The sequence below is a fragment of the Nocardia sp. NPDC051833 genome (assembly GCF_040681225.1).
Classification (GTDB): Bacteria; Actinomycetota; Actinomycetes; order Mycobacteriales; family Mycobacteriaceae; genus Nocardia.
Window position 1 is genome coordinate 1,208,546 of sequence record NZ_JBFAYK010000001.1, and the last position, 14,456, is coordinate 1,223,001.

Sequence of the window (14,456 nt, forward strand, 5' to 3'; positions counted from 1 at the left end):
AGCGGATTCATGGAGTGGCGGCACCGCAAAATCATAGGATGACCCGATGACCAATGCCAAGCGACTGTGAGCAATGTCCATCTCCCCGCCCTCGAGTCTGGCCAAAGTACGCGGAGAGGCGGGCAAGTACCCTGGCTGACGTGCAACCCGTCCGGCGAACCAGCCTCATCGCTCAGGTCACCGAACAGCTTCGGGCCGAGATCCGTTCCGGCCGTTGGCCAGTGGGCCAACGGATCCCCACGGAACCCGAACTCACCGAGCTCACCGGGACCGGGCGCAACACCGTCCGCGAAGGCGTCCAGGCCCTCGTGCACGCGGGCATGCTCGAACGCCGCCAGGGCTCGGGCACCTATGTGATCGCCACCTCCGAGGTCGGCGGCACCCTGGGCAAGTACTTCGCCGACGCCGAGGAGCGCGACATCCTCGAACTGCGGCAGGCGCTCGACACCACCGCCGCGGGTCTGGCCGCCCGCCGCCGCGACGACGCCGACATCGCCACGCTGCGCCGCCTGCTCGCCGAGCGCAGCAACCGCAACTGGACCGAACCCGACCCGGTCGCCATCGCCGCCGACGTGGAACTACACCGTGCGATCGTCGTCGCCAGCCACAACGCGGTATACCTGGAGTTCTACGATTCGCTGCTGCCGATCATCGAGCACGTGATCCACGCGCGCACCGCCCGCTCCGACGACGCCTACGACACCGAGCACGCCGAACTCGTGCAGGCCGTGATCGACGGCGACGCCGACAAGGCGATGCAGGCGACCCGCTGCTTCCTCGGCTCGCTCATCGCCGAGTACCCGGATCGCTGAGAAAAGCGAACCGGCGGCTCTTCTACATCCAGGTTTCCGGCCGGTCACCGACCCGCGATTTCGGCGGTGAGCGTGAGTTGGCTGGAACGTCACCTGAGGCCATTGTCACGCAACAACCGACTTCTACCTTTATCTCGACCCCGCAAGAAGCGCATCGAACGCCACGAAAGTCGATGCGCTTCTATCGAGCCCGATCGAGAGGAAGCCGATGACCGCAATCGCCGCCACCGGCCAGGAGACGGAATCCCCGTCCTTCGAATATCAGAAGAAGGGCCGCTGGCTGACCCAGTGGAACCCGGACAATCCGGAGTTCTGGGAAGCCGGCGGCAAGCAGACCGCCCGCAAGAACCTCTGGTTCTCGGTCTTCGCGGAGAACCTGGGCTTCAGCATCTGGGTGATCTGGGGCTCCATCGTCACCGCCATGGGCTCGGCCGGCTTCGAGTTCCTGGCCGGACTGGGCAAGGGCAACCCGACCGCGGTCAGCAACGCCCTGCTGCTGACCTCCATCCCGACCCTGGTCGGCGCCGCGCTGCGCATCCCGTACACCTTCGCCGTCCCGAAGTTCGGTGGTCGCGCCTTCACCGCGTTCAGCGCGGCGATGCTGTTCATCCCGACCCTGGGCATCCTCTACTTCGTCAACCAGCCCGGCACCCCGATGTGGGTCTTCCTCGTGCTGGCTTCGCTGGCCGGTGTCGGTGGCGGTAACTTCTCGTCGTCGATGGCCAACATCTCGTTCTTCTTCCCCGAGGGCAAGAAGGGCGCCGCGCTGGGCCTCAACGCCGCGGGCGGCAACCTCGGCGTCGCGCAGACCCAGCTGATCGTGCCGCTGCTGATCACCTTCGGCACCCACATCATGGCCAAGGACGCGGGCGGTTTCCGCTTCGGCATCACCCTGGCGGTGCTGTTCTGGCTGCCGTTCATCGCGGTCGCCACCATCGGCGCGCTGTACTTCATGGACTCCATCGCCGAGGCGAAGTCCGACGGCAAGTCCTACAAGCTGGCCCTGACCAACCGGCACACCTGGATCATGGCCTTCCTCTACATCGGCACCTTCGGTTCGTTCATCGGCTTCTCCTTCGCCTTCCCGACGCTGATCAAGGCCACCTTCCCCGATCTGGCCAAGATCGGCTGGATCACCACCCTCGGTAACCTCGCCTTCCTCGGCGCGCTGGTCGGTTCGTTCAGCCGTCCGTTCGGCGGCTGGGTCTCCGACAAGATCGGCGGCGGCGCCAAGATCACCGTCTACGTCTTCGGCGGCATGTCGATCGCGGCCGCGTTCATCGTCCTCGCGGTGGACCTGAAGAGCTTCCCGCTCTACCTGGCGTCCTTCCTGGCGCTGTTCGTCCTGGCCGGCATCGGCAACGGTTCCACCTACCGGATGATCCCGTCGATCTTCAACGCGACCGCCAAGAAGTACGCCTCCGAGCACGGCATCGACATCGCCGAAGCCGCCATTTCGGCCAAGCGTCAGGCCGGCGCCGCCATCGGTGTCATCGGCGCGGTCGGCGCCGCGGGTGGCTTCGTCGTCCAGCAGGCGCTGCGCCTGTCCAACGTCCACCTCAAGACCATGGCCCCCGCCTTCTGGGCCTACGCCGCGGTGTTCCTGGTGATGGCGGCGGTCACCTGGTGGTGCTACCTGCGCACCAACTTCGCCACCGACCGGGCGCCCTCGCTGGCCTACGCCAGCGTCTGATCCACCCAGCGAAACCCCGAAAGCCACGTTCGGCTCCCCCTCACCGAACGTGGCTTTCGGCTGTGTGACAACACTTTTCGGCCGTGGTTGTGGCCGCGATCACCGATCTGCGCTTACCCTGGAGTTCAGACTTGCACCGGGGCGGCAGAGGTGAGCGGTATTGAACATCTCGAACGAGCAGGCAGAGCTACGATTCCGATCCGCCACCGTCGACGATCTGGCCGCCATCGCCGAGCTCGAATCGCACGAATTCATGCCACTGGCCTATCCGTATTTCGCCATCAGGCAATTGTTCGATATCCACGGATCGCATTGGCTGGTCGCCGATCTGGCAGGTTCGATTTGCGGGTACGCGATGGTGGCGGTCGGCCGCAGCACCGCCTGGCTGATCGGCCTGGCCGTCTCGGCGGGCTATCAGGGCCGGGGTCTCGGCCGCTCACTCCTGGATCTCGCTGTCGCGCAATGCCGTTCATCGCAGGTCGACGCCGTCTTCATCACGGTGCGCCCGTCGAATGTGCCCGCGGCGACGCTGTACAAGAATTCCGGTTTCGTCTGGGCGGGTTACGAGGACCAGTACTTCGGCGCGGGGGAACCACGAGATCTGCTGGTGCACCGCATCGTTCCCGATTGGCCGAGCGCCGATCCCACCGATCGCCGGTGGTACAAGGACCGTGGGCCGGTCGACGAGGGATGACCGACTACGCCGAACACGATCGGCTCGGCGACTTCGTCGCCTCCAAGACCACCCTGATCCGCAGACACGCGGGCGCTTTCGCCGACGTGGTCGCCGATTTCCTGCACGCGCCAGGACCGGCCGACGAATACGCCCTGCTCGACGAACTCAATCACCGGGTCGAGCAGTTCCTCGCCGACTACGTTCCGCCCTCGACCCGCCGCGTCGGCGACAGCCTGGTCTTCGCCCACCTCTATCGCGACGCCGATCCCGACGTGCTCGACAACGCCGGACGCGAACTGTCCTGCGAGACCGTGCTCACCGCGCTGTTCGCCGCCGAGGTCGAATTCCGCGGCCCGCTGCGGCTGAGCCGCACCCAGTCGATCCTGCTCGCCGAGGTGTACGAGGAACTCGGCGAACAGCTCTCGGCGCACAAGCTGCCCGCGCACGCCGCGCTCGCCTACCGGCAGGCCTACCGCCTGCACACCACCACCGAGAACCCGCGCGGGCAGGACCGGTGCGGGCTGAACATGGCGCGCGCAAAGACCAGGGCGCGCAGCCCACGCTGGCGGCGGCTGCCCGGAATGACCTCGGACCTGCTGTGCGGCTACGGCTATCGGCCGTTCCTGCTGCTGGCCTGGATCGCGGTGGAGATCGCGCTGTTCGTCGGGGTCTTCTACCTGTCGAGCACCGGGATCGGCGTCAACACCGCCGTGCGGGTGGGACTGCTGAACTTCCTGAATCCGGTGGGCACCGACGATCTGCCGAAGCTGGGTTCGTTCGCGCAGGCCACCCTGATCGTGGAGTCGTACGCGGGCATCGTGTCGACCTCGGTGTTCTTCGCGCTGCTGGTGCGGCAGCTGTTCCGGCTGTGATCACCAGCGCGACTGGCTGCGGGTGAGCGCGCCCAGCGTCGCCACCGCGACCCGGTCGCGCAGCTGCCCGATCCGGGAATTCCACTGCACGGTGAAGCCGGGTTCGGCCTCCAGACCCGTCCACAGGCCGCGCAACGGCGCCGGGGTGAAGGCGCCGGGCAACCACAGGTGCACCAGGTGCTCCAGCAGCGGGGTGAGCACCTGGGCGGGCGAACTGCGCGAGAGCTCGGCCATCTCGGCCTCGTCGATGACCTCGGTGAGCACCGTCAGCAGCCAGTCGTGCATGGCCAGGTCCTCGCAGAAGGCCTGCACCATCGCCAGTTCCGCCTCGTCGCCGACCACCACCGAGGCCAGCCGGGTCTCGTCGTCGAGCAGGACGAACGACATGCTCGGCGCCTGCCCGCGCTCCACCCGCGCGGCCCACCGCAGCCGCGACGCGCTGGTCTGGATCGGCGGCTTCTGGTTCAGCATCGGATCGGTGCGGACCCGCATGTGCAGCCGGGCCGCGATCGCGCCGGGGTCCAGCGTGGCCGTCGTCGCGTCCCCTGCCCCGAGGAAGCCGTCGACCAGCTGGGTGCTGATGTCCGGCGGTATCCGGGTGAGGATCTCGACGATGCCGATCCGGCCCAGGTAGTGACCCCAGCTGCGCCGATGTGTGCCCTCCCCGGCGGTCACGGTGGCCGTCGCCGAGCTCTGCAGGATCCGCCCGCCCAGGACAACGGCGTGGGCCGCGACCGTCCCGACCGCCCGCACCCGGCCCCGCGCCGGGGTGGCGAGCCGGCAGTCGACGCCCTCGGAGATCACCGGCGACTGCGCCCAGCTGACCGGACGTTCCCGCGACTGCACGCGTCGGCCCCGCACGAGAGTCAGCAATTCCGCCGCCGACCCACGGCTCAGAGCCGCCGACTCCGGGAGCAGCCCGGTGCGCACCTCGCCAAGGAGCGCCAGCGGTCCACCGCTGAGATGCATTGCTGCAGCGTAGCCCGTATGCGCTGGTGACGGCATCGGATCTACAGGCTGCTGAGGAAGAAGTGGGAGAGCCGGTCGGTGACGTCGTCGGTCATCGCGATCCCCTGTTCGCTCGCGCGGCGGGTGAGCAGCCCGACGACGGCGGGGTCGGGCTGGACGTGGTCGAGGATCATCCGCACCGCGTGCTCGATGCCGACGTACCGCTGCGGCAGCAGCGACAGCGAGCGGAACGCGGCGAACGGCGCCGCCCGCTCCTGCAACCGGATCACGCTCGGGAAATCCGCCCAGCGCGCAGGCCATTCGTGCCCCGGCGGCCAGTACTCGGCATCGACGATGGCCTTGCCCTCGTAGCGGAGCATGCCCAGGCGCAGCAGCTGCCAGACCGAGGCGAGGAACGGGCACGACCAGAGCACGTCCTGGCCCGCGCCACGATCGCGCCACATCTCGACGTCGAGGAAGATGTTGTGGTTGCGCGCGGCGAACTCCACCGGCGGCCGGTAGTTGACCTCCATGGCGTGCCCCGGCTCGTGATCGCTGGACCGCTCGCCGTTGCACAGCCAGCCCGACTCCGCGGTCGGTGGCCGGCGCCCGGTGCTGCCCGGCGCCGGTTCGGCCACGATCGCGTCGGCGACCATCTGCGCCAGCGGAATCCGCGGCTCGTCGTGCTGACGGCGCAGATACCGGCTGCACCCGGCCTCGCTGGCCAGGTAGTCGATCCGGACGCCGCATTCCTCGGCGATGCGCAGCAGTTTCGGCACGATCCGGCGCGGATCGGCGTCGGTCTGGAAGTAGTCGTCGAGCAGGAAGCAGGTACTCACCCGCACCCGCGAGGCGCCACCGGCGGCCTCGGCGAAGTCCTGCCTGGCGATCTCGGTGAAGGCCTCGAGCAGCGGTGCCACCCTCCGGAACTGGGCCGCGATCGTCGCTTCGCCGTTGAGCAGGTCCGACATGTAGAAGTGCCCGACCTCGATGGACACATGCGACAGCGGTACATCCTCGACACGCACTGACGCCGTCGACTCGGCGTAGACGGCGCCACCCACAACCACAGCCCCTCGTCAACCCGTCCGGATAGAATCGTGGCGATTCTAGCCATCACGACGGCGCGCCCATCGATCGGACACGCCCATCGAATTTTCCCCTCCCCCAGTCCCTTTCGCAAGTTATGTCGCGATTGCGCGCATTGTGCCCGAGCGGGCGTTTTCCCGCGGTTACACCCGCACCCAGGTCGCGCGATCCCACAGCCGCCGCGCCAGTTCCTCGAAGGCGTCGACGGTGGCGCGATTGGCGATGCCCGCGTTCACATCCGCGTCGAGCACGATCTGCTCCCGCCACTGCAACACGGGCTCGACCGGCGTCTCCCCCAGCAGCGCGCCCGCGCCGAGCCGGTACTCGGCCGCCAGCGAACGCAACGCGTCGTTCTGCTTGAGCAGCCAGGCCGCCTGGGGGCCGCCGCTGGCCGCGTGCTCGTCGGTGACGCGCGGAACGGCGGTGCGGACGAAGCGGATCCGGGCCAGCAGGTCGTCGGGGGCGTAGCCGAGTTCGACCCCGGTCTTCAGCAGGCCCTTGGGCCCGTGCACCAGCCCCTGCGCGGCCATCAGGTGCTGCCGGGTCCAGCGGTGGTAGACCAGCCAGCACACCTCCTTGTCCGGCATGTCCTGGGGGCGGGTCGCTTCCAGCGCGATCTGCATGGCCACCGACCGGCCCGCGCTCAGGTCGACGATCACCACCTTGTAGGTGCTGTCCAGATCGAGCAGCAGTTCGCGGCAGCGGCGCACCACATGCGTGTCGTTGGCCGACATGGCCTCGCCGCCGCCCTCGTCGCCGGGCAGCAGGACCAGCTTGCCGCCCCGGGATCGCTGGCTGCGCAGGGCATCCCGATTGGTGTTGGCCCGCACGTCGATGCGCTGCGGCAGGCTGTTGTGGCCGCGCAGATACGAGTGCAGGCCGCTGCCGGAGGCGGTGCCCCGCTCGACCGCGCTGATCTCGAACAGCGCACCCGCGGTCGGTGAGCCGAAGTCGAAGTCGAGATAGGCCGTGCTGATCCCGCGCAAGCCAAGCCGGTAGGCCAGGTTGCAACTGGTCACCGACCGTCCGGTGCCGCCCTTGTCCGAGGTGGCGAAAACGATCATGGGGTCACGTGCTCCTCATCGCGTCGAGACGAGCGTAGGCGAGCCGGTCGAGTTCGATCAGGGCCGCCGAGGCGAGCGTGAACGCCGTTCCCGGTTGCAGATTCACCACGTCGCGGGCCCTGGCCAGCTGCTGCTCGACGCCGTCGAGCGCGATGCGGTTGGCCGAGGTGTCCTCGACGCTGACATTGAGCATCTCCTGATTGAGCAGGTGCTCGGCCTCGTTGAGCAGTTCGACGGCGCGCACCACCATCGCCGGGGAGCGCAGCGGCGCCTCGCGGTAGGTGCGGTCGGCGGTGACCAGGCATTCGATCACGCGCTCGGTCATGTACCAGGACGGGAGGGTCTGACCCGCCCTGGCGGCGGCACCGAAGGCCGCGCCGGGATCGTCCCACAGGCCCGCGGCGTCACCGTCGGTGATCATCCGCAGGTCCAGGTGGTCCATCACCTTCTTGGCCAGTTCCATCAGCCGGTCGCGGGCGGTGATGTTGCCGGACAGGCGGGCCGCCTGCAGGCTGCGCTTGAGCAGCACCGGCGCGAAGTCCGAGGCGATCCACTCCAGCCGGGAGCCGCCGCCGTCGACGAGTTCGCTGCCGCGCAGTGTCATCCGCACGCCGGGGTGGTGCAGGGCCAGGGACGGGTCGTCCTGGGTGGGTCTGCGGATGATCCGGCCGCGGCGGGCCAGCTCGTCGAAGATGCCGATCGCGCGGGTGAGGTCGTCGTCGGAGGCGGTGCGGGCCACCAGCTCCTGGATCAGCACCGCGGACACGATGAGGGAGAAGTAGTCCGACTCCTCGCCGTCGGAGGTCCGCCACGGGATGTCCTCCAGCGGCCAGGTGCCGCTGCCGAAGCGGGCGACCGTCGCCCAGTAGCGCTGGGTGATGTCCCAGCGGATGCGCAGCGCCTCGGCCAGGCGGTACTGGGTGTCGTCGAGCAGGTCGAGCTCTCTGGTGCGCTGGGAGAGCACGTCGTTGATGCCGTCGAGGGCGGTGATGGTGAAGTAGAGGTAGGGCCTCGGGTCGGCGTAGCCGATGCTGGAACCGATGGCGTCGGGGACGAAGTCGACCGGGTCGGCGCCCTGCACCACGCCCCAGCTCCAGCCGCACTCGAAGAGCAGATCCTCGTCGTCGAGTTCGGATTCCGGCGCCCGGCCCAGCGTGACGTCGTTGCGCAGCCGGGCGCGCACGCGATCGAGGCTGCGGGCCACGGCGTCGACGACCACCTTCTCCGGCTGCCCCGACTGGTTGAGCATCCCGAGCATCGCCTTACCCGAGGGTGAGCGCGGCGAGGCCGTGTTGACCACGAAACTGCGCACCAGGCCCGTCATCGCGGCGGTCAGCCGGGTGCTCAATCCGGTACTGAGCTCGGCGATCCTGGCGCTGATGTCCTTGCGCCGCTCGGTGCGCGCCCAGCGGTCGAAGACCCGGGCGAAGCCGAGCGCGGCGATGCACAGCGTCACCGACATGGAGTAGCCGTCCACCACCTCCAGCGCGTGCTGGGCGGGGGTCGGCTCGGTGTCGCCGGTGGCGCGCAGGTAGCTGCCCGCGTCGAAGCGGGGCAGGCCGTCGGGATCGGTGTTGCGGGCCAGGTACTCCTCCACCAGGCCGAGCACCGTGATGCCGATCCTGGCCTGGCCGCCGAACGCCTCGAGGACGACTCTGACGTCGTCGGACATCGCCTCGGGGCGGTCCAGCGCGAAGCTCTCGATCTCGGTGGCCGGATACAGCAGGCACAGCAGCTGTTCGGAATCACTGATCGAATTGGCGCCGAGGACTCCGTCCCAATGCCATTTCTCGTCCCGGTAGCAGGCCGAGAGCATGGCGCTCCAAATATCCAGAATCTGTTGTCTGGGCTGGATTCTCACCCGCAGCAATCCTCACCGCTCGTGACGGGCCGCACGGGTCCCCCGGTCCGGCGCAGGACACATGGCGGCGATGCTCGATGAAGATAGCACGGGATATCCCAGGAAACGTTGGGTCTCAACGGATTTGAAACCACATCAGACCCATCGGTCACTATCGGCGCAATTCGCCCTTACAACGCCAAACGGACCATGTCCGCCGTGCGGGCCAGGCCGGGAAACGCCTCCGGGGTGGACCGCGGGTGCAAGGCGTGCACGGCCAGCCGGAAGATCAAGGCGCGCAACAACATCTGCGGCCATTCCGGCAGGCTGGCCCAGCGGTCGAGCAAGCCGTCGTCGCCACCGCCCCAGGCCAGCGCGTCGACGACCACCACCCCGGCGGCCCAGGCGGCCGGACGCCAGTACGGGGTGATGTCGGTCAGGCCGGGCGTGTGCGCGCCGGCGAACAGGACGGTGCCGAAGAGATCGCCGTGCACGAGCTGATCGGGTCCGCGCACCGGCTTGCGCAGGGTGGCCAGCTGACCGATCAGTTCCAGGCTGCGCTGCCCGTCGGGGGTCGCCGCGATCGGGACGCCGCCCGCGCGCAAGCTGCGCAGCGGCACCGATTCCCAGGCGGCCCGATCGGCGGCCACGAACACGTCGACGTCGACCCACGGCGCGACCGGCGGCTGCACCAGGAAACGCGGACGTTCCAAGGGCGCTGTCGCCTTGTGTAATCGCAGCGACACCGACACCACCTCGTCGTGCCGCGGTTCCGGCGCGCCGTCGACGAAGGTGTCGGCGCGCCAGCCGGACACCACGTACCTGCCGTCGGTGGCGCGCACCGGGCGCGCCACCCGCAGACCGTCGACCGCCAGCGTCTCGCGCACCTTCGCCGACCACGCGGCCCGCGCGTGATCGGCCACCGGACTCAGCACCACGTCACCCAGCCGCCAGCCACCGTCCCAGTCACCGAGGGAGACCGGTGTCACTTCGCGAAGCCCGAATGTGGCCCGCACATGCTCGGGAGGTTCGACTGAGGTCACGGCCGTACCGTAACCCCGCGGCTACCGCCCGAGCCCGAAGGCACGCTGGCACACTCCACTTTGCGACCTCGCCGCAATCTTCGACGAGGTCGGCAACAGCGCAGTTACCGGATCAGTAGACCGGCAGCGAGGGATCGACCTGCTTGGCCCAGGCCACGACGCCGCCCTGCAGGTGCGTGGCGTCGGCGAAACCGGCGCGCTTGAGCGCCGCCAGCGCCTCGGCCGAGCGGATACCGGTCTTGCAGTGCAACACGATCGGCTTGTTCTGCGGCAGTTCGGCCAGCGCCTCACCGGACAGGATGCGGTCCTTGGGAATCAGCGTCGCGCCGTCGATGTGGACGATGTCCCACTCGACCGGCTCGCGGACGTCGATCAGCTCGACCTTGTCCGCGTCGAGCAGATCCTTCAGCTCGGCGGCGGTGATCGTCGACCCGGCCGCGGCGGCCACACCCTCTTCCGAGACCACACCGCAGAACGCCTCGTAGTCGATCAGCTCGGTGATCGGCTGACGCTCCGGATCGCGGCGCAGCTTGATGGTGCGGTAGTTCATGTCCAGTGCGTCGTAGACCATCAGGCGGCCGAGCAGCGTCTCACCGATGCCGGTGATCAGCTTGATCGCCTCGGTCACCATCACCGAACCGATCGACGCGCACAGCACGCCGAGCACGCCGCCCTCGGCGCAGGAGGGGACCATGCCCGGCGGCGGGGCCTCCGGGTACAGGTCGCGGTAGTTGATGCCGCGGCCGTCGGGGGCGTCCTCCCAGAACACCGAGACCTGGCCCTCGAAGCGGTAGATCGAGCCCCACACATAGGGCTTGCCCGCGAGGACGGCGGCGTCGTTGACCAGGTAGCGGGTCGCGAAATTGTCGGTGCCGTCGACGATCAGGTCGTACTCACGGAACAGCTCGACCGCGTTGTCCGGCTCCAGCCGGATCTTGTGCAGCCGCACATCGATCCCGGAGTTGATCTCGCGGATCGAATCGCGGGCGCTGTCGGCCTTCGACCGGCCGATATCGGACTCGCCGTGGATGATCTGGCGCTGCAGGTTCGACATGTCGACCTCGTCGAATTCGACGATGCCGAGCGTGCCGACCCCGGCCGCGGCCAGGTACAGCAGCGCGGGCGAACCGAGACCACCCGCGCCGATCACGAGCACCTTGGCGTTCTTCAGGCGCTTCTGACCGTCGACGCCCAGATCGGGGATGATCAGGTGCCTGCTGTAGCGAGCGACCTCGTCCTTGGTCAGTTCCGCGGCCGGCTCGACGAGCGGCGGCAGGGACCCGTTGAATGACACGTCAGAGCTCCTGTATCTATGGCGAAAACCGTGCGGGTTGGCAATGGTGACAACATCGCCGGCCGCGGGGTTCTTCCCGTCTATGGTCGCGCATCGCCGGGGGCCTCACCCCCTCGGGTACGGCCAGGGGTTGAAGCGGCAGGTCTTGCCGTCGGCGGGCACCACGCCGTGCGGGTCGAGCAGGGCGATGTCGTTGTTCTTGGTGCCGAAGGTCTGCTGCATCATGATCGGCGCGAGGCCGCCGTCGGTCTCGCAGGGCTGGTGGCCGTGGTAGCCGATGGCGTGGCCGACCTCGTGGTTGATCTGGTACTGCCGGTAGGAGCCGATGTCGCCGTCGAAGGCCAGCGCGCCGCGCACCCAGCGCACCTCCGAGAGCACCACGCGGTCGATATCGGCGTTGTAGCAGGAGGAGTCGATCGGGATCTCGAATCCGCACGCGGCGCGGGTGCTCTCGCGGGAGGTGAGCGAGAGCCGGAAGTCGGGTTCACCGGTGTCGACGCGCTGGAAACCGAAGCGCGGGTCGTGGGTCCAGCTCTTCGGGTTGGCCAGGGTGGTCTCCACCATCTTGGCCACCGCGGCGTCACCACCGAACGGGCCGGTGTCGATCCCGTCCTCGACCTCGACGGTGTAGCGGAACACCCGCTCGGTGCCGGTGCCGACCTGGGGGCTGGTGCCGGGCACCACATGCCAGGTGCCCGCCGCGCGATCGACGTACTCGCCGCCCTCGGGCAGCGCGCCCAGCGGCAGATCTGCGGGGAACTTCCCGTCACCGGGCGGGGCGCCGATGATGCCGGACTGGGCGACCTTCGGGCTCAGCGCGCCGAACCCGGGTTCGACCGCGGCGGGCATCGGGCCCGCGCGCACGGCGTCGACGACGACGAGCACGGTGACGGCCAGCAACACCGGCAGCGCGTAGGCCCGCCAGCCGTAGCGGCGCACGAACCGGCCGATCGCGCTCTGCTTCTTCGCCTCCCGCTGCGGGCTGCGCGGACGGCCGCTGTCGGCGTCGGTGGGGTTCCAGCGGGCGCGCAGTGGCTGCCGCGACTTGTCGGCGGGCTGATACAGCCCGAGCGGGTCGTAGACCTGGAGTTCTCGCCCTTCTGGCGCCGACGTCACAGAACCGGACTCGGTGGGTTGCGTGGGGCGAGCGACATCGCGCCCGCCGCCGGATGGTCGTTCCGGTCGGTCGGTCACCCCACCAGATTCTCACAGTGCGCAACCCCGGCTTCGCGGCGGCCGCAGGAGATCACGCGGTTACGGCCCGGCGAACCCCGCGGACTGGTACTACATTTCCAGGGCGAAACTTGATGGGAACACCGTGCGGGTATCGTTCGTGGGATACCGGACCGCACCCCTGGGCCGGGGTAAACGACAAAGAGAGCCGAGATGACAGACCTCGTGGACCGCATGACCTCGCGCCGATCGGTGCCGGAAACGGTCCCGGCCAAGCGCGGCACCCGGCTGCCCCGTGACGAGCGACGCCAGCAACTGCTGCTCGCGGCCAGCGAAGTGTTCGTCCAGCGTGGCTACCACGCCGCGGGCATGGACGAGATCTCGCAGGTGGCAGGCGTCAGCAAGCCGGTGCTCTACCAGCACTTCGCGAGCAAGCTGGAGCTGTACCTGGCGGTGCTGCAGAACTATGTCGACATCCTGGTGTCGAGCGTGCGCCAGGCGCTGCGCTCCACCACCGACAACAAGCAGCGCGTGCGGGCCGCGGTCGCCGCGTACTTCGACTTCGTCGACAACGAGATGCAGGGCTTCCGCCTGGTCTTCGAATCCGACCTGACCAGCGAGCCGCAGGTGCAGCGCCGGGTCGAGCAGGCCACCGAGGCGTGTGTGGACGCCGTCTTCGACCTCGTCGCCCACGACTCCGGCCTCGACCCCTACCGGGCCCGCATCCTGGCCGTCGGCCTGGTCGGCGCCAGCCAGTTCACCGCTCGCTACTGGCTCGAGGCCGACCGCCCGATCCCCAAGGACGAAGCGGTCGACACCACCGTGGCCCTGGCCTGGGGCGGCCTCAAGCACGTCCCCCTGCACCCGATCGGCTGAGAACGAAACAGCGAAGGCCTGCCATCCGAACTCGATGGCAGGCCTTCGCTGTTTCACGACCTGAGCAACTGATCTCGCGAGAACATCGGTACCTCGTCGGGCACGCCCAGAACTCGAGCGGCTCCCATCCGCAAGCCCGATCAGGAGATCGGCCGGTCCCTCAGCCGTCGGCCGAAATCGCGGGGAGGCGGGACAGCTCAGACCGTGGCGAAGCCGACGCGGCCGGTCGCGGGCGAGCCGATCTCCACGTAGGCGACCTTCGCCGACTGGATCAGGAACTTACGGCCCTTCTCGTCGGTCAGCGAGACCACACCGCTCGCGCCGCTCAGCGCCTCGGAGACCAGCGCCTCGATCTCGTCAGGGCTCTGCGCGCTGTTGATGACGAGCTCGCGCGGGCTATCCGAAATACCGATCTTGACCTCCACGGCCAAACCTCCGAACGTAAGAGTCCTGTGTTGTCGACTCCAGGCTAATGCAGGCGGCCGATGCGAGCGCCATGCCCGCCTGCGCTCTGAGCGAACGGGATCAGGCGGGCTCGATCAGTTCGATCTCCAGTTCGATCTTCACGGTGTCCGACAGCATGCCCGGCATCGGGACGCCGACGCCGAAGTCGGTGCGCTTGATCGCGCCGGTGGCGGAGAAGCCGGCGTGCCGGGTGCCGTCGGGGAAGTCCGCGACGCCGCCCCACTCGACATCGAGGGTGACCGGCTGGGTGACGGTGCCGAGGGTGGCCTCGCCCGCGACGGTGAAGGACTCGGCGACGCGCACCGGCGCGGTGGCGCGGAAGGTGAGGGTCGGGCGGTTGGCGACGTCGAGGAAGTCGGCGGCGCGGATGTGGGCGTCACGGTCGGCGTTGCCGGTGTCGAACGAGTCGAGCGCGATGGTGGCGCCGATGGTGGCCGCGCCCGCTTCGTCGACCACGAACTCGGTCTCGAAGCTGGTGAAGCCGCCGCGCACCTTGGCGATCCCGAGGTGGCGCACGGTGAACGAGACCGAGGAGTGGTGGGTGTCCAGCGCCCACGATCCGGTCCTGAGCTGCTGGGTCTGTGTCGAGGAAGTCATGACTCCACCCTGAC

The 14,456-nt window shown here is 68.6% G+C and carries 14 protein-coding genes; 5 read left to right on the forward strand and 9 right to left on the reverse strand.

Annotated features, from left to right (window positions below; genetic code table 11):
* Positions 1-140 precede the first annotated feature (140 nt).
* The 4 genes from AB0L91_RS05225 to AB0L91_RS05240 all read left to right on the forward strand — a co-directional run bounded on the left by AB0L91_RS05225 (position 141) and on the right by AB0L91_RS05240 (position 4,053).
* Positions 141-812, forward strand: coding sequence for a FadR/GntR family transcriptional regulator (locus AB0L91_RS05225; RefSeq protein WP_355276039.1), 672 nt, complete (start codon positions 141-143; stop codon positions 810-812).
* A 208-nt stretch (positions 813-1,020) separates the two neighbouring features.
* Positions 1,021-2,505, forward strand: a complete 1,485-nt coding sequence (locus AB0L91_RS05230; RefSeq protein WP_355276041.1) for a nitrate/nitrite transporter — start codon at positions 1,021-1,023, stop codon at positions 2,503-2,505.
* A 160-nt stretch (positions 2,506-2,665) separates the two neighbouring features.
* Positions 2,666-3,199: a GNAT family N-acetyltransferase gene (locus tag AB0L91_RS05235; RefSeq protein WP_365007354.1), complete on the forward strand. Its 534-nt coding sequence runs from the start codon at positions 2,666-2,668 to the stop codon at positions 3,197-3,199.
* Complete coding sequence (locus AB0L91_RS05240; RefSeq protein ID WP_365007356.1) at positions 3,196-4,053, forward strand: hypothetical protein; 858 nt, start codon at positions 3,196-3,198, stop codon at positions 4,051-4,053. The genes AB0L91_RS05235 and AB0L91_RS05240 overlap by 4 nt, the downstream gene beginning before the upstream one ends.
* Here AB0L91_RS05240 and AB0L91_RS05245 read toward each other — a convergent pair whose 3' ends face one another.
* From AB0L91_RS05245 to AB0L91_RS05275, 7 genes are all read right to left on the reverse strand, one after another.
* Positions 4,054-5,022: an SCO2521 family protein gene (locus tag AB0L91_RS05245; protein ID WP_357343511.1), complete on the reverse strand. Its 969-nt coding sequence runs from the start codon at positions 5,020-5,022 to the stop codon at positions 4,054-4,056.
* Between the two features lie 41 nt (positions 5,023-5,063).
* Positions 5,064-6,071, reverse strand: a complete 1,008-nt coding sequence (locus AB0L91_RS05250) for an SCO2522 family protein (RefSeq protein WP_365007358.1) — start codon at positions 6,069-6,071, stop codon at positions 5,064-5,066.
* Positions 6,072-6,233: 162 nt separating this feature from the next.
* Positions 6,234-7,154 carry an SCO2523 family variant P-loop protein gene (locus tag AB0L91_RS05255; RefSeq protein ID WP_365007360.1) on the reverse strand — a complete coding sequence of 307 codons (921 nt, stop codon included), beginning with the start codon at positions 7,152-7,154 and terminating at the stop codon, positions 6,234-6,236.
* Positions 7,155-7,158: 4 nt separating this feature from the next.
* Entirely contained in the window at positions 7,159-9,015 is a 1,857-nt protein-coding gene (locus AB0L91_RS05260; RefSeq protein ID WP_357343509.1) for an SCO2524 family protein, read from the reverse strand.
* A gap of 170 nt (positions 9,016-9,185) precedes the next feature.
* Positions 9,186-10,037 (reverse strand): TIGR02569 family protein, encoded by an 852-nt coding sequence (locus AB0L91_RS05265; RefSeq protein WP_355276053.1) that lies wholly within the window; start codon positions 10,035-10,037, stop codon positions 9,186-9,188.
* Positions 10,038-10,149: 112 nt separating this feature from the next.
* Positions 10,150-11,331 carry an adenylyltransferase/sulfurtransferase MoeZ gene (moeZ, locus tag AB0L91_RS05270; protein ID WP_355276055.1) on the reverse strand — a complete coding sequence of 394 codons (1,182 nt, stop codon included), beginning with the start codon at positions 11,329-11,331 and terminating at the stop codon, positions 10,150-10,152.
* A gap of 105 nt (positions 11,332-11,436) precedes the next feature.
* A complete protein-coding gene (locus tag AB0L91_RS05275) occupies positions 11,437-12,396 on the reverse strand; it encodes a DUF3152 domain-containing protein (RefSeq protein WP_357344247.1) in 960 nt (319 codons plus the stop codon).
* 321 nt (positions 12,397-12,717) lie between these two features.
* Between AB0L91_RS05275 and AB0L91_RS05280 the strand changes: the two genes are divergently transcribed.
* Positions 12,718-13,380 (forward strand): TetR/AcrR family transcriptional regulator, encoded by a 663-nt coding sequence (locus AB0L91_RS05280; protein WP_019048689.1) that lies wholly within the window; start codon positions 12,718-12,720, stop codon positions 13,378-13,380.
* Between the two features lie 197 nt (positions 13,381-13,577).
* On the opposite strand, the gene AB0L91_RS05285 is transcribed toward AB0L91_RS05280, so the two are convergent.
* Together AB0L91_RS05285 and AB0L91_RS05290 are read right to left on the reverse strand one after the other, a co-directional pair.
* Entirely contained in the window at positions 13,578-13,805 is a 228-nt protein-coding gene (locus AB0L91_RS05285) for a DUF3107 domain-containing protein (protein WP_355276057.1), read from the reverse strand.
* A 100-nt stretch (positions 13,806-13,905) separates the two neighbouring features.
* Positions 13,906-14,442: a YceI family protein gene (locus tag AB0L91_RS05290; RefSeq protein WP_365007363.1), complete on the reverse strand. Its 537-nt coding sequence runs from the start codon at positions 14,440-14,442 to the stop codon at positions 13,906-13,908.
* Between the last annotated feature and the right edge of the window lie 14 nt (positions 14,443-14,456).

Excerpts from the sequence above, each read along its gene's own strand:
- AB0L91_RS05230 (WP_355276041.1), top strand. The coding sequence starts at position 1,021 with ATGACCGCAATCGCCGCCACCGGCCAGGAGACGGAATCCCCGTCCTTC.
- AB0L91_RS05240 (WP_365007356.1), top strand. The coding sequence starts at position 3,196 with ATGACCGACTACGCCGAACACGATCGGCTCGGCGACTTCGTCGCCTCC.
- AB0L91_RS05245 (WP_357343511.1), bottom strand. The coding sequence starts at position 5,022 with ATGCATCTCAGCGGTGGACCGCTGGCGCTCCTTGGCGAGGTGCGCACC.
- AB0L91_RS05255 (WP_365007360.1), bottom strand. The coding sequence starts at position 7,154 with ATGATCGTTTTCGCCACCTCGGACAAGGGCGGCACCGGACGGTCGGTG.
- AB0L91_RS05280 (WP_019048689.1), top strand. The coding sequence starts at position 12,718 with ATGACAGACCTCGTGGACCGCATGACCTCGCGCCGATCGGTGCCGGAA.
- AB0L91_RS05290 (WP_365007363.1), bottom strand. The coding sequence starts at position 14,442 with ATGACTTCCTCGACACAGACCCAGCAGCTCAGGACCGGATCGTGGGCG.